This is a genomic window from Streptomyces lasalocidi (assembly GCF_005280215.1).
In the GTDB taxonomy this organism is placed as follows: domain Bacteria; phylum Actinomycetota; class Actinomycetes; order Streptomycetales; family Streptomycetaceae; genus Streptomyces; species Streptomyces longwoodensis.
The window spans coordinates 5,791,907-5,810,603 of sequence record NZ_SZNQ01000001.1 but is presented as its reverse complement, the minus strand read 5'-3'; the positions used below and the strand labels follow the sequence as shown (position 1 = coordinate 5,810,603).

Genomic DNA, 18,697 nt, shown 5'->3' with positions numbered 1-18,697 from the left:
TTGACACCGGAAGGACGGTCGTGCACATCGTCATCATGGGCTGCGGCAGAGTGGGTTCCGCTCTCGCCCAGACCCTGGAGCAACAGGGGCACACGGTCGCCGTGATCGACCTGGACCCCACTGCCTTCCGGCGCCTCGGCTCCTCGTTCGGCGGCCGACGGGTCACCGGCGTCGGCTTCGACCAGGACACCCTGCGCGAGGCCGGCATCGAGGAGGCCGGTGCCTTCGCGGCCGTGTCCAGCGGCGACAACTCCAACATCATCGCCGCCCGCGTGGCCCGCGAGATGTTCGGCATCGAGAACGTCGCCGCCCGCATCTACGACCCCCGGCGCGCCGAGGTCTACCAGCGCCTGGGCATCCCGACGGTGGCCACGGTCCGCTGGACCGCCGACCAGATGCTGCGCCGGCTGCTGCCGTCCGGGGCCGAGCCGCTGTGGACGGACCCGACGGGCGGTGTCCAGCTCGCCGAGGTGCACACCTCGCCGGCCTGGGTCGGTCACAAGATCAGCAGGCTCCAGGAGGAGACGGGCGTCCGCGTGGCGTTCCTCACCCGCCTCGGCGAGGCCATCCTGCCCACCTCGCAGACGGTGTTGCAGGAGGGGGACCTGGTGCACGTGATGATGCGCACCGACGAGGTCGAGAAGGTCGAGGCGGCGTTCGCCAAGGGCCCCGAGGAAGGCGGTCACTGATGAGGGTCGCCATCGCCGGAGCCGGCGCCGTGGGCCGTTCGATCGCGGGCGAGCTGCTCGAGAACGGCCACGAGGTCCTGCTGATCGACAAGGCGCCGACCGCCATCTCGGTCGAGCGCGTCCCGCAGGCGGAATGGCTGCTCGCCGACGCCTGCGAGATCACCTCCCTCGACGAGGCCGCGCTCCAGCGCTGCAACGTCGTGATCGCCGCGACGGGCGACGACAAGGTCAACCTCGTCGTCTCGCTCCTCGCCAAGACGGAGTACGGCGTCCCGCGCGTCGTCGCCCGGGTGAACAACCCCAAGAACGAGTGGCTCTTCAACGAGTCCTGGGGCGTGGACGTCGCCGTGTCGACCCCCCGCCTGATGTCCGCCCTGGTCGAGGAGGCGGTGAGCGTCGGCGACCTGGTCCGGCTGCTCCGCTTCAGCCACGGCGACGCCAACCTGGTCGAGCTGACCCTGCCCGAGGAGTCGGCCCTGGCCGGCACCCAGGTCGGCGACGTGGAGTGGCCCGAGGACACGTCCCTGGTCACCATCATCCGCGGCACCCGCGTCCTCACCCCGTCCCGCGAGGACTCCCTGGAGCCGGGCGACGAACTCCTCTTCGTCGCGGCCCAGGCCCGCGAGGAACAACTGGAGGACCTCCTGTCGGTACGCCGGGAGGACGCCCCGGAGGCATGACCCGACGAGAGGGGCGCCCCGCGACTCGCGGGGCGCCCCTCTCGTGCTTGCACTTCTCACCCACCGAGTCGGGTGGTGGGTGGGCAAAGGCCGGGGGTCTGGGGGCGGAGCCCCCAGCAAGGCTCAGCCGTCCCGACGGTGCCGACCACCGGCGGGGGACGCCTGCTCGTCCTCCTCGGCCCGCGCGGCAGCCTCCGCAGCCTCGGCCGCTTCCATCTCCGCGAACACGTCGATCGGCGCGGGCGCCTTCGCCAGGAAGACCCACGTCAGCCACACCGCCAGCAGGAACGGCGGGATCTTCAGCGCCACCAGCACCCAGCCCAGCTGCGTCGTGTCCGCCCACCAGTACAGCGGGAAGAGGACCGCGCACTTGGCCAGCAGGATCAGGCCCCAGGCCCAACTGGCCTTGGCGTACGCCTTCTTCCGTCCGGGGTTGCGCTTGCGCCAGGACAGGTTCTCCTTGAACACCGGCCCGAGGATCAGCCCGATCAACGGCACCCCGGCCAGCGTGGTGACGATGTACGCGAGCGCCAGCCCCAGCGTGTAGAGCATGCCCGGCAGGTAGAAGTCCTTGGCGTTGCCGGTGAACATGGCGAACACCACACCGAAGACGACCCCGAAGACCCCGCTGAACGCGTGCTTGACGGTGTCCTTCATCGCGAGCCGCACGACCACCAGCACCAGCGACACGGCCAGTGCGGCGATCGCCGACCAGTGCAGGTCCTTGTTGATCGTGAAGATGGTGACGAAGAGGAGGCCGGGCAGCACCGTCTCGACCATGCCCCGCACGCCGCCGAACGCCTCGAACAGCGCGGCCTCCGTCACCGCCCGGGCGTCGTCCGCGGATGTGTTGTCGGTCGGCTTGTCGAGCGACGTCACCGGCTACTCCCTACCGAGGGGTCTCAGTTCGTACTTCGGGTTGAACAGCACCCGGCGGCCCCGGCTCATCGAGATCCGGCCCGATGCGAGCAGCTTGCGCCCCGGCTCTATGCCGACTATCGAACGCCTGCCCAGCCACACCACGTCCAACGCGGCGGAGCCGTCGAACAGCTCGGCCTCCAGGGCCGGGACTCCGGCACGCGGCCGCAGGGTGACCGTGCGCAAGGTACCAGTAACCGTCACTATCTGGCGGTCCTGACAGTCTCCGATACGGGTGCAGCCGGCCGTCTCGGCGTCCTCCCGCAGCTCCTCGGACTCCAGGTCCTCCTGCGACGAGGAGAGCCGGTCTAGCATGCGCCGGAACCGGCCCACCGGCTTTTCGGAACGAGGAACAGCACTCATGTCTGAAGCGTACCGGTGGCCGTCCACCCGGCCGTAGCCCCGGTGCTACCGCTCGAACCGGTACCCCATCCCCGGCTCCGTGATGAAGTGCTTCGGGTGCGACGGGTCCGCCTCCAGCTTCCTGCGCAGCTGGGCCATGTAGACCCGCAGGTAGTTGGTCTCCGTCCCGTACGACGGCCCCCACACCTCCTGGAGGAGCTGCCGCTGGCCGACCAGCCGGCCGGTGTTGCGCACCAGCACCTCCAGCAGGTGCCACTCGGTCGGCGTGAGCCGGACGTCCCGCCCGCCCCGGTTGACCTTCTTGGCGGCCAGGTCGACGGTGAACTCGGCCGTCTCCACCAGCACGTCCTCCTCCTCGCCCCCGGCCGGCTCGGCACGCCGGACGGCGGCGCGCAGCCGGGCCAGCAGCTCGTCCATCCCGAAGGGCTTGGTGACGTAGTCGTCGGCGCCCGCGTCCAGCGCCTCGACCTTCTCGTCCGAGGAGTGCCGCGCGGACAGCACCAGGATCGGCACCCGGGTCCAGCCGCGCAGCCCTTTGATCACCTCGACACCGTCCATGTCGGGCAGTCCCAGGTCCAGGACCACCACGTCCGGGTGGCGGGCGGCCGCGAGCCTCAGCGCGGTGGCGCCGTCGTGGGCGGCGTCGACCTCGTACTTGCGGGCCTTGAGGTTGATCACGAGGGCGCGCACGATCTGCGGCTCGTCGTCGATCACGAGCACCCGGGTCATGAAGCCTGCCTTTCCGAAGGAGCCGGGGTCTTCCCGACCGGACCACGCCGGCCCGGGCGGTCAGGGGGGTCGACGCGACCGGCGCGGTCGGGGGTCTGCGGGTCGTCGGGGGCCTGGGACCCGCCGGAGGCCTGCGGACCGCCGAAGGCCTGTGGGCCGCCGGGGGCCTGGAGACCGCCGGAGGCGAGGGAGCCGGTCGGGTCGTCCGTGCGGTCGGGGAGCTCCCCCGACCCCACAGCGCCCTCCCCCACGCCCGCCGCCCGCAGGGTCAGCACCATGGTGAGTCCCCCGCCCGGCGTGTCCTCCGCCGTGAGCGTGCCACCCATCGCCTCGGCGAAGCCGCGGGCCACCGCGAGGCCGAGGCCGACCCCGGCCCCGCGCGGGGCGTCGCCGTGGCGCTGGAACGGCTCGAATATCCGCTCCTTGGCGTCGTCCGGCACCCCGGGCCCCCGGTCGACGATCCGCACCTCCACCCGGTCGGCGAGGGTACTGGCGGCGACCAGGACGGGCCGGCCGGGCGGGCTGTACTTCACGGCGTTCTCCACCAGGTTGGCCACCGACCGCTCCAGCAGCCCGGCGTCCACCGCGACCATGGGCAGCGTCTCCGGGACGTCCAGCTCCACGCTGTCCTCGGCCACCCCGCCGAGCGCCATCGGCACCACCTCGTCCAGGTCGATCTCCCGCACCAGCGCGGTGACCGTGCCCGTCTGGAGCCGGGACATGTCCAGCAGGTTGCCCACGAGGTGGTCCAGCCGGTCCGCGCCCGCCTCGATGCCCTCCAGTAGCTCCGCCTGGTCCTCCTCGGACCACGCCACGTCGTCCGAGCGCAGGCTCGACACGGCCGCCTTGATGCCCGCCAGCGGGGTGCGCAGGTCGTGGCTGACGGCCGCCAGCAACGCGGTGCGGATCCGGTTGCCCTCGGCCAGCGCCCGGGCCCGGTCGGCCTCCTCCCGCAGCCGCCGCCGGTCCAGCACGACCGCGGCCTGCGCGGCGAACGCGGCCAGCACCCGGCGGTCCTCCGCGGGCAGCACCCGCCCGGTCAGCGCCAGCGCCATGTGCTCCCCGACCGGCACGTCGACGTCCGCGTCCTCGGGCCGCTCGACCGGCCCGCCGACGCCGGTCCGACCCGCGCAGGTCCACGGCGCCAGGTCGTCGGCCCGCTCCAGCAGCGCCGACGACTCCATCCCGAACGTCTCCCGCACCCGCTCCAGCAACGCCTCCAGGCTGGTCTCACCGCGCAGCACGTTGCCCGCGAGGTAGGACAGGATCTCCGACTCGGCCCGCAACCGCGCCGCCTGGTGCGTGCGCCGGGCCGCGAGGTCCACCACAGACGCCACGGACACCCCGACCCCGACGAAGATCACTATGGCGACGATGTTCTTGGGGTCGGCGACCGTCCAGCGGTGCAGCGGGGGTGTGTAGAAGTAGTTCAGCAACAGGCAGCCGAGCGCCGCCGAGCCCAGCGCGGGCAGCAGCCCGCCGAGCAGCGCCGCCGCCACGGTCACCGTCAGGAACAGCAGCATGTCGTTGGCGAGCCCGAGGTCCACGGCGTTCAGCCCGAGCGCCAGGGCCACCGGCCCGCCCAGACCGACCAGCCAGCCCCACACCACGCGCGCCCGCCCGAGCCGCGCCCCGCGCGCCACCGGCAGCCCGCGCCCCTTGGCCACCTCGTCGTGGGTGACGATGTGCACGTCCAGGTCGGGCCCCGAGTCCCGCGCCACCGTGGTGCCGACGCCGGGCCCGAAGACGTACTGCCAGGCCTTGCGGCGCGAGGAGCCGAGCACGATCTGCGTGGCGTTCACCCCGCGGGCGAAGTCCAGCAGTGCCGCCGGGACGTCGTCGCCCACCACGTGGTGGAAGCTGCCGCCCAGGTCCTCGACCAGGGTGCGCTGCACGGCGAGTTCCTTCGGCGAGGCGGACGTCAGGCCGTCGCTGCTGGAGATGTACACGGCCAGGACCTCGCCGCCGGCGCCCTTCTCCGCCAGCCGCACCGCCCGCCGGATCAGCGTCCGTCCCTCCGGTCCCCCGGTGAGCCCGACGACGATCCGCTCGCGTGACCCCCAGATCTTCGAGACCCGGTGCTCGCTGCGGTAGCGCTGGAGGTACTCGTCGACCCGGTCGGCCACCCACAGCAGCGCGAGCTCCCGCAGCGCGGTGAGGTTGCCCGGCCGGAAGTAGTTCGACAGGGCCGCGTCGACCTTGTCCGGCTGGTAGACGTTCCCGTGGGCCATGCGGCGTCGCAGGGCTTCGGGCGACATGTCGACCAGTTCGATCTGGTCGGCGCGGCGCACCACCTCGTCGGGCACGGTCTCCTGCTGCCGTACGCCGGTGATCGACTCCACGACGTCGCCCAGGGACTCCAGGTGCTGGATGTTCACGGTGGAGACCACGTCGATCCCCGCCGCGAGCAGCTCCTCGACGTCCTGCCACCGCTTGGCGTTGCGGGAGCCGGGAACGTTCGTGTGGGCCAGTTCGTCCACCAGGGCCACCCGGGGGCGGCGCGCCAGCACCGCGTCCACGTCCATCTCGGTGAAGGCCGTGCCCCGGTACGCCAGCTCCTTGCGGGGCACCTGCTCCAGGCCGCTCAGCATCACCTCGGTGCGCGGCCGGCCGTGGTGCTCGACGAACGCCACCACGCAGTCCTTGCCCCGCTCCACCCGGCGGTGCGCCTCCGACAGCATGGCGTAGGTCTTGCCGACGCCCGGTGCCGCACCGAGGTAGATCCGAAGCTTGCCGCGTGCCATGGCCCCATTGTCTTCCCGTGCTTCCCGCCCACGCAGCGTCGACCTTACGGCCACGGACCCCGGCGAACGGGACGCGGACCGCCCCGCGGGACGTCCTTGACGCAACCCTGACGCGCCGCCCCGCCCCCACGGCCACCCGGCCCGCCCCCGGCACCCCGCCCCCACCACTCGCCCCACACCGACCCCTCCGCCCCGCTCCCCGGTGCCCGCCCGCGCTCCCCGCGGTGGCGCCCGAGCCGTCACCCCTCTGCGACCGCCTCCGCCCGCTCCCCCTGCTCGGCTATCTCCCCGTCGCTCAGTTCCAGCACCCGGTCGGCCAGGTCCAGCAGGGTCGCGTCGTGCGTGGCGACCAGCGCCGTGACGCCCTCGCTGCGCACGACCGCCCGCAGCAGCTCCATGACGGCGTGCCCGGTGTCCGCGTCGAGCTGGCCGGTGGGCTCGTCGGCGATGAGGAGGGAGGGGTTGTTGGCCAGGGCGCGCGCGATGGCCACGCGCTGCTGCTGGCCGCCGGACAGCTCCCCGGGCCGCTGGCCGGCGTGGTCGGCGAGGCCGACCAGGGACAGCAGCAGCTCCACGCGCTCCTCGCGCTCGCGCGGGTCGGCCCGGCGCATCCGCAGCGGCACCCCCACGTTCTCCGCGGCCGAGAGGATCGGGATCAGTCCGAAGGACTGGAAGACGAAGCCGACGCGGTCGCGGCGCAGCGCCAGCAGGCCGTCCTCACCCAGCTCCGCCAGGTCGAGCCCGTCGACCAGAACCCGCCCGCGGTCGGGCGCGTCGAGTCCACCGACGATGTTGAGCAGCGTGGTCTTGCCCGACCCCGAGCGCCCCTTCAGGGCGACCAGCTCACCGCGCGGGATCTCCAGCGAGACCCCGCGCAGCGCGTGCACGGCGGCCGCTCCGGCGCCGTACGACTTGTGGACGTCCTCGATGCGCACCATGGTGTCGATGGCGATCCCGCTCATGTGTCCTCCCCGTAGGTCCCCCGTGGCCCCGTGGGCCGGGCGTCAGTATCGCGACGTCCGCCCGGCCCCTCAATGGCCGTGCCCGCCTCCACCTCTTCATCGGACGAGCCCACCGGATCGGTTCACGGATCGGGCCCTCGTTTCTCAGAGGATCGGTCCAGCGGTCCCGCGGCCGGTCGCGCCAGGTCACGGCATCGGTCCACCGCTCCTCAGGCCGGATCGTCGCCGTGCGTCAGCGTCTCCCAGGCCACGAACAGGTTGTTGCTGCCCGCGGGCCGGTTGCGCTCGGTCAGGGTCTGGGTGTTCGTCATGGCGATGCCCAGCCGGTTGTGCAGCGCGTTGTAGCCGACCTCGGTGACCGGCCCGAGCCCGAGGTTCAAGGAGCCGCCGCACAGCCAGCTGGGGACGGCCGTGCCGAGTTCGTACTTGGACTGGAAGCCGAGGGCCTGCCGGAGCCGTTCGCCGACGTCCGTGCCGTACAGGTCCTGCCCCTGGATGCGGCTGGTCTCGGCGATGTGCGAGATCGCGGAGATGCCGTACCCGGTGTGGGTGAAGTCGCGGCAGGTCTCCTGGGTGAGGCCGGTGACGAAGGTCGACTGCCCCTGCCAGTAAGCGACGATCTTGTCCCGGGTGGTGAGGTTCTGGCTCGGCACGGTCTTCGGCAGGTCGCCGTCCGAGGCGAGGTAGACGTAGGCGGCGGTGCGCGTGCGGAACGTCGCCATGGCCTTGTCGTACGACGCCCGGTCCTCCAGGAAGACGGAGATGCCGACGGCGGCCTCCATCATGGACAGCTCCCAGTTGCCGTTGGAGTTCGAGCCGTTGATCACCTCGGGCAGGTAGACGGTGCGCAGCATGGTCGCGAAGCGGCCGGAGTTGGGCCAGCCGCCGGTGTACGCGTACTTGATGATCTCGGCGGCCCGGGGCCAGGAGGAGCCGGCCCAGCCGGTCTGCAGGGGCGCGTTGCTGTTGGTGTGGTCCTGGATCACGGCGGACCAGGCGTCCATCAGCTGGATGGCCTTCTTGGCGTACCGGTCGTCGCGCGTGACGTACCAGGCGAGGGCGTCGGTGTACGCGGCGATCGCGTCCTCGCGCTCGTCGGTGCAGCCGTAGTTGGGGTTGGAGTAGGAGCCGCACTCCACGACGGCGCGGGGTTTGGGTGTGCGGTCGAGGCTCGCGTACTTGCTCGCCAGCAGCTGGTCGAAGGCGCCCTTCCAGGGCTGGGCGCCGGCGTCGACCTTGCTGCGGGCGAAGTCGAGTTGGGCTCGGGAGACGGTGACTCCGGGGTGGGCGAACGTGGTGGGGGCGGCCTCGGCGCGCGGTGCGGTGACGGGCTGGGCGAGGAGGCCGAGGGCCAGGGCGCTGACGGCGCCGAGCAGAGCGGTCCGACGCATGGCGACTCCGTTCTCATATGTGAACGCAAAGCGGTCTTCTGAACGCTGCGTTGAGCGGAGACCCTAGTCTTCTGAGTCAGAAGTTCCTTATATAACTGTAGGCTTGCGGTATGGCTCGTACGGGGCGGCCGAAGGCCGAGTTGGTGCTGTCGGTAGAGGAGCGGGCGGCGCTGGAGGGGTGGGTGCGGCGTCGCTCAACTCCTCAGTCCTGGGCGGTGCGGTGCCGGATCATCCTGGCCTGCGCAGACGGCATGTCGAACAAGGATGTCGGTGCCTTGGTGGGCATGACGGGGCAGTCGGTGGGCCGCTGGCGGGCGCGTTTCAACGAGCATCGGATCGCCGGCCTGGGTGACCTGCCAAGATCCGGCGGTCCCCGCTCGGTGAGCGACGAGCAGGTCGCCGCAGTAGTGAAGCGGACGCTGGAGTCGACACCGAGGAACGCTACGCACTGGTCGACGCGGGCGATGGCCAAGGAAGTGGGCCTGTCCCAGTCGACCGTGTCGCGGATCTGGCGTGCCTTCGGGCTGCAGCCCCACCGCTCGGAGACCTTCAAGTTGTCGACGGACCCGTACTTCGTCGACAAGGTGCACGATGTCGTGGGCCTGTATCTGGACCCGCCCGAGCGGGCGCTGGTGTTCTGCGTGGACGAGAAGACGCAGATCCAGGCCCTGGACCGCTCCCAGCCGGTACTGCCGATGATGCCCGGGGTTCCTCAGCGGGTCACCCACGACTACGTCCGGGCCGGCACCACCACCTTGTTCGCGGCACTCGAGGTCGCCACTGGGAAAGTGATCGGATCCCTGCACCGCCGGCACCGGGCCGAGGAGTTCAAGAAGTTCCTGCTCAAGCTTGACCAGGAGATCCCGGCAGATCTTCAGGTGCACCTGATCCTCGACAACTACGCCACCCACAAGACGCCGGCCGTCAAGACCTGGCTGATCGCCCACCCTCGATTCCATCTGCACTTCACGCCCACCGGCTCGTCCTGGCTCAACCTCGTGGAGCGGTGGTTCGCAGAACTGACGAACAAGCAGATACGCCGAGGGACCCACAAGAGCGTCCAGGCCCTTGAGAAGGACATCCGCACCTGGATCGCCGCATGGAACACCGACCCCAAACCCTACGTCTGGACCAGGACCGCAGACGAGATCCTCGAACGCCTCGCCAGTTATTTACGCAGAATTCCTGACTCAGAAGACTAGGTACGGACCAAAACGCCGTCAAGGACGCGCGCATGACAAGTTTCGGGACCGGCGGAACACGACGGAGGGCCGCACCCCGTGCGGGGTGCGGCCCTCCGTGTCGCTCGCGGTCAGCGGACCTCGGTGATCTCCGGTCCGCGCTGCAACTGGCCCATGCCGCCGGCGAAGCGGGAGCCCTCGTCCTGCTGCTGGACACCCTCCGGCACCATCTGGGCGTCGTTGGGCAGCTTCAGCACGATCGGGTCGCGGGGCGCCATCGGGCCCTCGCCGCGGACCACGACCGTGTCCCTGAAGATCTGTTCGAGCAGTCCCGCCGCCTGCGGCTGGACCGCGCCCTGGCCGGAGATGACCCCGCGCAGGAACCAGCGCGGGCCGTCCACGCCGACGAACCGCACGACCTGGAAGCCGCCCGTGCCGTCCGGCAGTTGCACCGGCACCTGGGCGCGCAGTTCCCAGCCCAGCGGTCCTTCGACCTCGTCGACGATGCCGCCCTGCTGGGTGATGCCCGCGGCGATCTCCTCGCGCACCTCGCCCCAGATGCCCTCGCGCTTGGGAGCGGCGAAGGCCTGGAGCTGGACGGCGCTGTCGCGCAGGACGACGGTCGCCGCGACGATGGCGTCGCCCGCGACCTCCACCCGCAGCTCCATGCCGTCGACACCCGGCACGAACAGTCCGCCCAGGTCCACGCGCCCCTCGGCGGGGTCGCGCACCTCGGTGCTGTCCCAGGGCCCGTCCGGCCGCGGCTCGGGCTCGAGCCTCACGCGCTCGCGCTCGGCTTCTTCGTCGTCCGCCTCAGCGTCGACACTGTCGACGACCTGCTCGGCCTCGCCGGCCGCGTCCTCGGCGGCACCCTTCTTGTTGCGACGTCCGAACACGTCACTGTCCTTCCCGGTCTGATACGACCGAAGCGTATCGATACCCACCCGTCGTGCCGCCCTCGGCGGCGTCACCGCTTGTGCTGTTCGTGCCGGCCACGGCGGCATGGCCACCGGTGGACCCGAAGCCCCCCTCGGCCCGCGCCGAATCGGGAAGCTCCGCGACCTGGCGGAAGCGGACCCTCTCGACCTGCTGGACGACCAGTTGGGCGATCCGGTCGAAGCGCTCGAACCGCACGGTCTCGCGCGGGTCGAGATTCACCACGATCACCTTGATCTCCCCACGGTACCCGGCATCAACCGTCCCCGGGGCATTCACGAGGGCGACGCCGCACCGGGCGGCGAGCCCCGACCGGGGGTGCACGAAGGCCGCGTACCCCTCGGGCAGGGCGATGGACACCCCGGTGGGCAGGACGGCCCGCTCCCCCGGCTCCAGCTCGCAGGCCTCGGTGGTGCGCAGATCGGCTCCCGCGTCCCCGGGGTGCTCGTACGCCGGAAGCGGTACGTCGGGGTCGACCCGCCGGAGCAGCACATCCAGGGGGGCGCGGCTCACGGGTTCACCTCGAAGGCACGGGCCCGCCTGACCTGGTCCGGGTCGCTCATGGCGGCCTGGATCTCCTCGTCGCGCCCGTGCTGCACGAAGTGGTCGACCTTCACCTCGACGAAGAGGGCGTCCGCACGGACGGCGACGGGCCCGTCGGGGGCCCCGATCCGCCCGGTCGCCGTGGCGAAGATCTTGCGTCCGGCGACCGCGGTGACCTCCGCCTGGAGGTGGAGGGTGGTCCCGACGGGCACGGGGCGGACGAAGTCGGTCTCGAGCCGTCCGGTCACGGCGATGGTGCGCAGCAGCCAGTTCAGCGAACCGAGGGTCTCGTCCAGCGCGGAGGCGAGCACACCGCCGTGCGCGAGACCGGGCGCCCCCTGGTGGGCGGGCCGCACGGTGAACTCGGCGGCGATGGTCACGCCCTCGCCGGCCCGTGCCTCCAGGTGCAGCCCGTGCGGCTGACCGCCGCCGCACCCGAAACAGTGTTCGTAGTGGGCACCGAGCAGCTCCCCGGGCGCGGGGGCGTCGGGGTGCCGTACGGGTGCTACGGCGTCGGCCGGGGGCTGAAGAGCTGGGGAAGTACCACTCACAGGCGCAGACCTTACCCGCGCGTCGGCACTCGCCGGACACCGTGCCAAGCTTGGTTTCATGCCGCTCTCCGCCACCCCGTACGAAGAACGTCTCACCGCACCGCGCTCGTGGTGGCTGATCTCGTTCCTGGTGGGCCTCGCGATGGCCCTCGTCCTGCTGCCGTTCGGGACCCTGCCGCTGCTGGGCGGCCTGGTCGGCGGCACTGCCGTGGCGGCCGTCATGGCCAGCTCCTACGGCTCGCTGCGCATCCGCGTGGTGGGTGACTCGCTGATCGCGGGCGAGGCGAAGATCCCGGTCACCGCCCTGGGCGCGACGGAGGTGCTGGACGCGGAGGAGGCCCGCGCCTGGCGCACGTACAAGGCCGACACCCGCGCGTTCCTGCTGCTGCGCTCCTACATCCCCACCGCGCTGAAGGTCGAGGTCATCGACCCCGAGGACCCGACGCCGTACCTCTACCTGTCGAGCCGGGACCCGGAGCGCTTGGCGCAGGCACTGGAGGCGGCGCGCAAGGCCGTCGCCTAGGCCGTCCCCTCGCAAGCATGCGTGCTCGCGAGGCGTGCCCTCACGCGCGCGTGCAGGGTGCGTCGTCGCGCGTGCGGACGCGGTGGGCCGTGCGGACGCGGTGGCTCGTCGGACGTGCGGACGGCGTGCGTCTTTACGAAGACTTTCCGCCGCCGAGTTCCCTGGTGACCTCGCCCAGGGTCAGGGGGTCCGCCGGCTTCTCCAGCGGCGGCAGCGCGGGCAGGGCGTCCCAGGGCACCTGGAGCCGGCGCAGGTCGGCGCGGACCTTTGCGGCGAGTTTCCTGGTGTCCCGCCGGTTCATCACGGCGCCGACGGCGGCGCCCACCATGAACGGCATCAGGTTGGGCAGGTCGCGCACCATGCGCTTCATGATCTGCTGGCGCAGTTCGCGCTTCATGGGGCCGCCGAGCGCGGCGTTGAAGGAGGCGGGCTTGAGCACGTCGACACCGCGCTCGCCCGACCAGGAGCGCAGGTAGGCGGTGCTGCGGTCCTTGAGACCACCCGGCGGTCGCACGCCGTAGACCTCGTGGAGTTCGGCGATCAGCTTGAGCTCGATCGCGGCCACGCCGGTGATCTCCGCGGCCAGCTCGGCGGGCATGGCCGGGGGCACGGGAAGCATCGCCGCCGCGCCGACACCGGCTCCCACGGTGGCACTGGCGGCCGCGGCACCCGCCACGAGCTTGTCGGCGAGCTGTTCGGGCCCGAGGCCGGGGAACTGCCTGCGCAGCGCCTGGAGGTCCCGTACGGGGATCCTGGGGGCTATGTCGATGATCCGGTCGGCGAGGTGTCCCAGGGCCGCCCTGGCGCGGTTGCCGCCCTTGCGGGCGCCTTCGCGGGCCAGGTCCCGGGCCTTCGCGCGGATCGCCACGGCCCGTCGCCGTGCGACGGGCGCGGGACTCACCGTCGGCGCCGGGACGTCGTCCCGGTCGGCCGCCGGTTCGAGCGAGGCCGCTCCCGCAGGGACCGCTCCCTTGCCGGTGGGGCCTCGCTCGTCGTCACGCACGCCGTGGGGGCCTTTTACGGCCCCCTTGTCCGCTCCCCGAAGGTGGAAGCGGCGCTTCCGAGGAGGGGTCGAGCCAGTCACGGCCGACCCGCCCTCAGTCGCAGTCGCGGCAGATCGGCTGGCCGTTCTTCTCCCTGGCCAGCTGGCTGCGGTGGTGCACCAGGAAGCAGCTCATGCAGGTGAACTCGTCCTGCTGCTTGGGCAGCACTCGGACGGCCAACTCCTCGTTCGAGAGGTCGGCTCCGGGCAGCTCGAGGCCTTCGGCGGCCTCGAACTCGTCGACGTCGACGGATGACGCCGACTTGTCGTTCCGCCGGGCCTTCAGCTCTTCGAGGCTGTCGGAGTCGACGTCGTCGTCGGTCTTACGTGGAGTGTCGTAGTCGGTAGCCATGTCGCTCTCCCCCTCTGGGTGTCTGCGGTGTCTCCAGCGCACGTAACGCGTGAGAGGCCGGACTTGTGCCCGACCTGAGGCGGAGATTTTGCCTCACATCAAGGTCTGTTACTCAATCGACACCCAACCGGACCCCTCAAGAGTGATCGGCTTGGATGGCGAAGCGGACCGTACACGGTTCCCATGCCGCACTTCAAAGGCGTCTCACCGTGTACTTCCCGTGATATGCACCCCCGAAAACTGGGACTTTCCCGGCTTCCGGGCAGCCCACATGATCACGGAGAGTAGATGGCCGGAAATTCGCGCTTGTGATCGATCACACACGGGCGGCTCGAGCGGAGGCCGCGAGAATTCCGCTCGAAGCGAACAGTTCCATGGGTGTCGGCGCGACGACTTCAGAGGGGCAGTGTGACCCGCATCACGAGGCCTCCCCCTTCCCTCGGCTGTGCCGCGATGTGTCCGCCGTGGGCCCGTGCCACGGACCGGACGATCGACAGGCCGAGTCCGACTCCCTTGTCGCTGCCCGTCCGCTCCGTCCGCAAACGCCGGAAGGGCTCGAACAGGTTGTCGATCTCGTACGCCGGCACGACCGGCCCCGTGTTGGACACGACCAGCACCGCCTGGCCGTGCTGCACCTCCGTGGTGACCTCGACCCAGCCGCCCTCGGGGACGTTGTAGCGCACCGCGTTCTGCACCAGGTTCAGCGCGATGCGCTCGAGCAGGACGCCGTTGCCCTGGACGACGGCGGTCTCGCGCTTGCCGCGGATGTCGACGCCCTTGGCCTCGGCCTCGCCGTGCACCTGGTCGATGGCCTGGCCCGCGACCTCGGCGAGGTCGACGGGCTTGCGCTCGACGATCTGGTTGTCGCTGCGGGCGAGCAGCAGCAGCCCCTCTACGAGCTGCTCGCTGCGCTCGTTGGTGGCCAGCAGGGTCTTGCCGAGCTGCTGGAGCTCCACGGGCGCGTGCGGGTCGGACAGGTGGACCTCGAGCAGCGTGCGGTTGATCGCCAGGGGCGTGCGCAGCTCGTGCGAGGCGTTGCCGACGAAGCGCTGCTGGGCGGTGAAGGCCCGCTGGAGGCGTTCCAGCATCTCGTCGAAGGTGTCGGCCAGTTCCTTGAGCTCGTCGTCCGGGCCGTCCAGCTCGATGCGGCGGGACAGATCCGAGCCCGCCACCGCGCGGGCCGTGCGCGTGATGCGGCCGAGCGGGGAGAGCACCCGGCCGGCCATGGCGTAGCCGAAGGCGAACGCTATGACGGCGAGGCCGAGCAGGGCCAGCAGGGAGCGGCTGAGCAAGTGGTCCAGGGCGACCTGGCGCTGGCTGTCGACGCAGGCACTGATCGCATCGTTGAACTCGGGCAGCGTCAGGTTGCCCGTGGTGACGGCGGGGCAGTTGTCGCTGGTGACCTTGATGTCCGTGCCGCCCGCGATCTTGAACAGGGGTTCGTTCCCCGTACTCAGCGCCTGTGCGGCCAGCAGGTAGATGATCGACAGCAGCAGGATGCCGGCGATCAGGAACATGCCGCCGTACAGCAGCGTGAGCCGTATGCGGATGGTGGGGCGCAGCCACGGGAACGGGGGGTCCGCTCGCCGGGGGTCCCAGGTGGGCTTCGGTGGCGCCTGAGGGGGCGCGGGTGTCGTGGCCACGGGATCAGATCCGGTAGCCGGAGCCGGGCACCGTGACGATCACGGGGGGCTCGCCGAGCTTGCGGCGCAGCGTCATCACGGTGACCCGTACGACGTTGGTGAACGGGTCGGTGTTCTCGTCCCAGGCCTTCTCCAGCAGCTGCTCCGCGGAGACGACGGCGCCCTCCGAGCGCATCAGGACCTCCAGCACGGCGAACTCCTTCGGCGCGAGCTGGACCTCCTTGCCGTCGCGGAAGACCTCGCGGCGGTTGGGGTCGAGCTTGATCCCGGCGCGCTCCAGCACCGGCGGCAGCGGCACGCTGGTGCGCCGGCCGAGGGCACGCACGCGTGCGATCAGCTCGCTGAAGGCGAAGGGCTTGGGGAGGTAGTCGTCGGCGCCGATCTCCAGTCCCTCCACGCGGTCGCTGACGTCGCCGGAGGCGGTGAGCATCAGCACGCGCGTGGGCATGCCCAGCTCGACGATCTTGCGGCACACGTCGTCGCCGTGCACGAGCGGGAGGTCGCGGTCGAGGACGACCACGTCGTAGTCGTTGACGCCGATGCGCTCCAGGGCGGCCGCACCGTCGTACACGACGTCGACGGCCATGGCCTCCCGGCGCAGTCCGGTGGCCACCGCATCGGCGAGCAGCTGCTCGTCCTCGACGACGAGTACGCGCACGTCGCTTGTCCTTCCTGTGTCCACCCGCGTAGCGCGTGGGGCGCGTGCGGGCAGCGTCTGCTGGGGGTGTGGCCTCCATCCTGCCCTTTTCGGCCATAAGTCGGCAGTAAGACGGGTGAGGGCCGGGTGAGGGCCGCTCCGGCACCGGGTGTGAGTCCCGGGAATGCCGGATTTTCTCCGGGGGTTGAGGTTTCCGTGGAAGGGAGCGGGGGGAGGACGCTTTACACCCCGCGATCACGCTCTGCACGTACCGCACCACCATGCGGTGCATCTCCTCCGCTGCTCCGCAGAGTGGGCGTGGGTGTCCGGCACCGTCGCCGCCCGGCAGGGCAGCGCTGGGCACCCTGTTGGAGACGTGATCGCCCCTTCCGTACGGCACACCCCCGTGCCATCGACCCACGACCCAGGACGAGGGGGCGCAGCATGGACGCTTTCACTACGGGACTTCTGCAGCGCATAAAGACGACCGAGTCCGACCTGACGCGGGCTAGGGACGAAGGCGACGACTTCCTCGTCGAGGTGGAGCAGGGCGAGCTCGACGACCTGCGCCGCCTCGCGGCCGAGCACGGTGTGGAGGTCGGCGCGACGAGCTTCTGACCAGTTCGTGGACCGACGGGCCCCCGGTGAATCCAGCACCGGGGGCCCGTCGGCGTCCCGGGCGGCTAACGCCAGGCCTCGAAGTCCTCCAGGAGCCGCTGGAGGGGCTCGAACACGCCGGGGGTGGCGGCGATCGTCAGGGCGTGCGAGGGGCGCTCCCCCGGGCGTCCACCGGTCAGGGCGCCCGCTTCCCGGGCAATGAGGTCCCCCGCCGCGAGGTCCCAGGGGTGCAGTCCGCGCTCGTAGTAGCCGTCCAGGCGGCCGGCGGCCACGTCGCACAGGTCGACCGCCGCGGAGCCGCCGCGCCGGATGTCCCGCAGCAGCGGGACGAGCCGGGCGGCGACCTCGGCCTGGCGGGTGCGGACCTCGGTGACGTAGTTGAAGCCGGTGGACACCAGGGCCTGGTCCAGCGGCGGGGCCGGACGGCAGGCGAGGGCGCGGGTGCCCTCCCAGGCACCGGTGGCCCACGCCCCGCCCCCGCGCACCGCGTGGTACGACTCGCCGCGCATCGGGATCTCCACGACGCCGGCGACGGTCTCGCCGTCCTGTTCGGCGGCGATGGACACGGCCCAGGTGGGCAGGCCGTACAGGTAGTTGACGGTGCCGTCGAGCGGGTCGATCACCCAGCGGACGCCGCTGGTGCCGTCGCCGGAGGCGCCCTCCTCGCCGAGGAAGCCGTCGTCGGGGCGCCGGTCGGCGATCAGCGTGGTGATCAGCTTCTCGGCGGCGATGTCCATCTCGGTGACCACGTCGATGGGGCTGGACTTGGTCGCGGCGACGGCGAGGTCGGCGGGCCGGCCGTCGCGCAGCAGGGCGCCGGCCCTGCGGGCGGCCTCCTGGGCGATCTCCAGCAGTTCGGTGTGCAGGGGGTCGGTCACGGGGGTCCTCACGCGTAGGGGCTGTCGGCGCCCGCGGCGGCGGGCCGGGGGGCGCGGGCGGGGCAGCAGCCGACGGGGCAGACCTGGTGGCTGGGCCCCAGGGCGCCCAGGGCGCAGGGGGTGACGTCCTGGCCGCGTTCGACGGCCGCGCGCTCCACGACCAGGTCCCGGACCGCCGCGGCGAAACGCGCATCGGCGCCGACCGTGGCCGAGCGGCGCACCGGCAGGCCCAGCTCGCGCGCCCGGGCGGTGGCCTCGGTGTCGAGGTCGTACAGGACCTCCATGTGGTCGGAGACGAAACCGATCGGCGCCATGACGACCGCCGGGACGCCGGCCGCGTGCCGCTCCTCGAGGTGGTCGCAGATGTCCGGCTCCAGCCACGGGATGTGCGGGGCACCGGAGCGCGACTGGTAGACCAGCTGCCAGGGGTGCTCCGTGCCGGTGCGCTCGCGCACCGCGTCGGCGACCAGCCGGGCCACCTCCAGGTGCTGGCGCACGTACGCACCACCGTCGCCGTGCTCCTCGGCCGGGCCGGAGGTGTCCGCGGAGGCGGTCGGGATGGAGTGCGTCGTGAACGCGATGTGCGCGCCCTCACGCACGTCCTCGGGCAGCTCGGCCAGCGAGGCGACGACGCCGTCGGCCATGGGCTCCACGAAACCCGGGTGGTTGAAGTAGTGGCGCAGCTTGTCCACCCTCGGCACCGCCAGCCCCTCGGCCTCCAGGGCGGCGAGGGCGTCGGCGAGGTTCTCGCGGTACTGCCGGCAGCCCGAGTAGGAGGCGTACGCGCTCGTGGCCAGCACCAGGACGCGGCGGCGGCCGTCGGCGGCCATCTCGCGCAGGGGGTCGGTCAGGTACGGGGCCCAGTTGCGGTTGCCCCAGTACACCGGCAGGTCCAGGCCGTGTCCGGCGAAGTCCTTGCGCAGCGCGTCCAGCAGGGCACGGTTCTGGTCGTTGATCGGGCTGACCCCGCCGAACAGGAAGTAGTGCTGTCCGACCTCCTTCAGCCGTTCCTTGGGGATGCCCCGCCCACGCGTGACGTTCTCCAGGAACGGCACCACGTCGTCCGGGCCCTCCGGGCCACCGAACGAGAGCAGGAGCAGGGCGTCGTACGGGGTGGCATCGAGCACGTCTGGCATGTGTCGATCCTGCCACCCGCCGCTGACACCGGGGAAACGACGGGCTCGCCGACGGATTTTCCGGCCCCCTCCCGGTGGTGCGTGAGGGTGCCCTCACTCGTAAGCTGTATCGACTGCATTCGCACCTTACGAGCTCACCGCGCCTCCCCCCGTCCCCGCGCGCGTGACCGCACCGACCGGA

The 18,697-nt window shown here is 71.5% G+C and carries 20 protein-coding genes; 5 read left to right on the top strand and 15 right to left on the bottom strand.

The window, feature by feature from the left end; all coding sequences use genetic code 11:
* Positions 1–20 precede the first annotated feature (20 nt).
* Positions 21–689, top strand: coding sequence for a potassium channel family protein (locus E4U91_RS26205; RefSeq protein WP_137309094.1), 669 nt, complete (start codon positions 21–23; stop codon positions 687–689).
* Positions 689–1,369 (top strand): potassium channel family protein, encoded by a 681-nt coding sequence (locus E4U91_RS26200; protein ID WP_067229119.1) that lies wholly within the window; start codon positions 689–691, stop codon positions 1,367–1,369. The genes E4U91_RS26205 and E4U91_RS26200 overlap by 1 nt, the downstream gene beginning before the upstream one ends.
* Before the next feature lie 123 nt (positions 1,370–1,492).
* On the opposite strand, the gene E4U91_RS26195 is transcribed toward E4U91_RS26200, so the two are convergent.
* From E4U91_RS26195 to E4U91_RS26165, 6 genes are all read right to left on the bottom strand, one after another.
* Positions 1,493–2,248 (bottom strand): DUF3159 domain-containing protein, encoded by a 756-nt coding sequence (locus tag E4U91_RS26195; RefSeq protein WP_137309093.1) that lies wholly within the window; start codon positions 2,246–2,248, stop codon positions 1,493–1,495.
* A gap of 3 nt (positions 2,249–2,251) precedes the next feature.
* The gene (locus E4U91_RS26190) at positions 2,252–2,650 is read right to left on the bottom strand and encodes an OB-fold nucleic acid binding domain-containing protein (RefSeq protein WP_137309092.1); all 399 of its coding nucleotides are present in this window, start codon (positions 2,648–2,650) and stop codon (positions 2,252–2,254) included.
* Positions 2,651–2,695: 45 nt separating this feature from the next.
* Complete coding sequence (locus E4U91_RS26185) at positions 2,696–3,379, bottom strand: response regulator (RefSeq protein ID WP_137299466.1); 684 nt, start codon at positions 3,377–3,379, stop codon at positions 2,696–2,698.
* The gene (locus E4U91_RS26180) at positions 3,376–6,123 is read right to left on the bottom strand and encodes a sensor histidine kinase (protein ID WP_241678688.1); all 2,748 of its coding nucleotides are present in this window, start codon (positions 6,121–6,123) and stop codon (positions 3,376–3,378) included. Before E4U91_RS26180 ends, E4U91_RS26185 begins: the two co-directional genes overlap by 4 nt.
* Positions 6,124–6,362: 239 nt before the next feature.
* Positions 6,363–7,085, bottom strand: a complete 723-nt coding sequence (locus E4U91_RS26170) for an ABC transporter ATP-binding protein (RefSeq protein WP_137309091.1) — start codon at positions 7,083–7,085, stop codon at positions 6,363–6,365.
* 209 nt (positions 7,086–7,294) lie between these two features.
* The gene (locus E4U91_RS26165) at positions 7,295–8,476 is read right to left on the bottom strand and encodes an alginate lyase family protein (protein WP_137309090.1); all 1,182 of its coding nucleotides are present in this window, start codon (positions 8,474–8,476) and stop codon (positions 7,295–7,297) included.
* A 110-nt stretch (positions 8,477–8,586) separates the two neighbouring features.
* Between E4U91_RS26165 and E4U91_RS26160 the strand changes: the two genes are divergently transcribed.
* Positions 8,587–9,678, top strand: coding sequence for an IS630 family transposase (locus tag E4U91_RS26160; RefSeq protein ID WP_137304601.1), 1,092 nt, complete (start codon positions 8,587–8,589; stop codon positions 9,676–9,678).
* A gap of 110 nt (positions 9,679–9,788) precedes the next feature.
* Here E4U91_RS26160 and E4U91_RS26155 read toward each other — a convergent pair whose 3' ends face one another.
* Genes E4U91_RS26155 through E4U91_RS26145 form a run of 3 tightly spaced genes read right to left on the bottom strand, consistent with a single transcriptional unit; the run spans position 9,789 to position 11,687 of the window.
* Positions 9,789–10,553, bottom strand: coding sequence for a DUF3710 domain-containing protein (locus E4U91_RS26155; RefSeq protein WP_137309089.1), 765 nt, complete (start codon positions 10,551–10,553; stop codon positions 9,789–9,791).
* A 1-nt stretch (position 10,554) separates the two neighbouring features.
* Entirely contained in the window at positions 10,555–11,106 is a 552-nt protein-coding gene (gene dut / locus E4U91_RS26150) for a dUTP diphosphatase (protein WP_137309088.1), read from the bottom strand.
* The gene (locus tag E4U91_RS26145) at positions 11,103–11,687 is read right to left on the bottom strand and encodes a PaaI family thioesterase (RefSeq protein ID WP_137309087.1); all 585 of its coding nucleotides are present in this window, start codon (positions 11,685–11,687) and stop codon (positions 11,103–11,105) included. Before E4U91_RS26145 ends, dut begins: the two co-directional genes overlap by 4 nt.
* A 58-nt stretch (positions 11,688–11,745) precedes the next feature.
* Between E4U91_RS26145 and E4U91_RS26140 the strand changes: the two genes are divergently transcribed.
* Positions 11,746–12,210, top strand: a complete 465-nt coding sequence (locus tag E4U91_RS26140) for a DUF3093 domain-containing protein (protein ID WP_137309086.1) — start codon at positions 11,746–11,748, stop codon at positions 12,208–12,210.
* 133 nt (positions 12,211–12,343) lie between these two features.
* On the opposite strand, the gene E4U91_RS26135 is transcribed toward E4U91_RS26140, so the two are convergent.
* From E4U91_RS26135 to E4U91_RS26120, 4 genes are all read right to left on the bottom strand, one after another.
* Positions 12,344–13,294 carry a hypothetical protein gene (locus E4U91_RS26135; RefSeq protein WP_137309085.1) on the bottom strand — a complete coding sequence of 317 codons (951 nt, stop codon included), beginning with the start codon at positions 13,292–13,294 and terminating at the stop codon, positions 12,344–12,346.
* 13 nt (positions 13,295–13,307) lie between these two features.
* On the bottom strand, positions 13,308–13,604 hold the full coding sequence (locus E4U91_RS26130; protein WP_043504706.1) for a DUF4193 domain-containing protein: 297 nt from the start codon (positions 13,602–13,604) through the stop codon (positions 13,308–13,310).
* A 395-nt stretch (positions 13,605–13,999) separates the two neighbouring features.
* Positions 14,000–15,247, bottom strand: a complete 1,248-nt coding sequence (locus E4U91_RS26125; protein ID WP_137309084.1) for a sensor histidine kinase — start codon at positions 15,245–15,247, stop codon at positions 14,000–14,002.
* Between the two features lie 4 nt (positions 15,248–15,251).
* Entirely contained in the window at positions 15,252–15,905 is a 654-nt protein-coding gene (locus E4U91_RS26120) for a response regulator transcription factor (protein ID WP_003993508.1), read from the bottom strand.
* A 423-nt stretch (positions 15,906–16,328) separates the two neighbouring features.
* Here E4U91_RS26120 and E4U91_RS38165 point away from each other — a divergent pair, with 423 nt between their 5' ends.
* Positions 16,329–16,502: a hypothetical protein gene (locus tag E4U91_RS38165; protein WP_168218157.1), complete on the top strand. Its 174-nt coding sequence runs from the start codon at positions 16,329–16,331 to the stop codon at positions 16,500–16,502.
* Between the two features lie 65 nt (positions 16,503–16,567).
* Here the strand turns inward: E4U91_RS38165 and E4U91_RS26115 are convergent, their stop codons facing one another.
* Complete coding sequence (locus E4U91_RS26115; RefSeq protein ID WP_137309083.1) at positions 16,568–17,380, bottom strand: inositol monophosphatase family protein; 813 nt, start codon at positions 17,378–17,380, stop codon at positions 16,568–16,570.
* Positions 17,381–17,388: 8 nt separating this feature from the next.
* A complete protein-coding gene (locus E4U91_RS26110) occupies positions 17,389–18,516 on the bottom strand; it encodes a ferrochelatase (RefSeq protein ID WP_137309082.1) in 1,128 nt (375 codons plus the stop codon).
* Positions 18,517–18,697 lie beyond the last annotated feature (181 nt).

Excerpts from the sequence above, each read along its gene's own strand:
- E4U91_RS26200 (WP_067229119.1), top strand. The coding sequence starts at position 689 with ATGAGGGTCGCCATCGCCGGAGCCGGCGCCGTGGGCCGTTCGATCGCG.
- E4U91_RS26190 (WP_137309092.1), bottom strand. The coding sequence starts at position 2,650 with ATGAGTGCTGTTCCTCGTTCCGAAAAGCCGGTGGGCCGGTTCCGGCGC.
- E4U91_RS26185 (WP_137299466.1), bottom strand. The coding sequence starts at position 3,379 with ATGACCCGGGTGCTCGTGATCGACGACGAGCCGCAGATCGTGCGCGCC.
- E4U91_RS26180 (WP_241678688.1), bottom strand. The coding sequence starts at position 6,123 with ATGGCACGCGGCAAGCTTCGGATCTACCTCGGTGCGGCACCGGGCGTC.
- E4U91_RS26170 (WP_137309091.1), bottom strand. The coding sequence starts at position 7,085 with ATGAGCGGGATCGCCATCGACACCATGGTGCGCATCGAGGACGTCCAC.
- E4U91_RS26165 (WP_137309090.1), bottom strand. The coding sequence starts at position 8,476 with ATGCGTCGGACCGCTCTGCTCGGCGCCGTCAGCGCCCTGGCCCTCGGC.
- E4U91_RS26160 (WP_137304601.1), top strand. The coding sequence starts at position 8,587 with ATGGCTCGTACGGGGCGGCCGAAGGCCGAGTTGGTGCTGTCGGTAGAG.
- E4U91_RS26140 (WP_137309086.1), top strand. The coding sequence starts at position 11,746 with ATGCCGCTCTCCGCCACCCCGTACGAAGAACGTCTCACCGCACCGCGC.
- E4U91_RS26130 (WP_043504706.1), bottom strand. The coding sequence starts at position 13,604 with ATGGCTACCGACTACGACACTCCACGTAAGACCGACGACGACGTCGAC.
- E4U91_RS38165 (WP_168218157.1), top strand. The coding sequence starts at position 16,329 with ATGGACGCTTTCACTACGGGACTTCTGCAGCGCATAAAGACGACCGAG.
- E4U91_RS26110 (WP_137309082.1), bottom strand. The coding sequence starts at position 18,516 with ATGCCAGACGTGCTCGATGCCACCCCGTACGACGCCCTGCTCCTGCTC.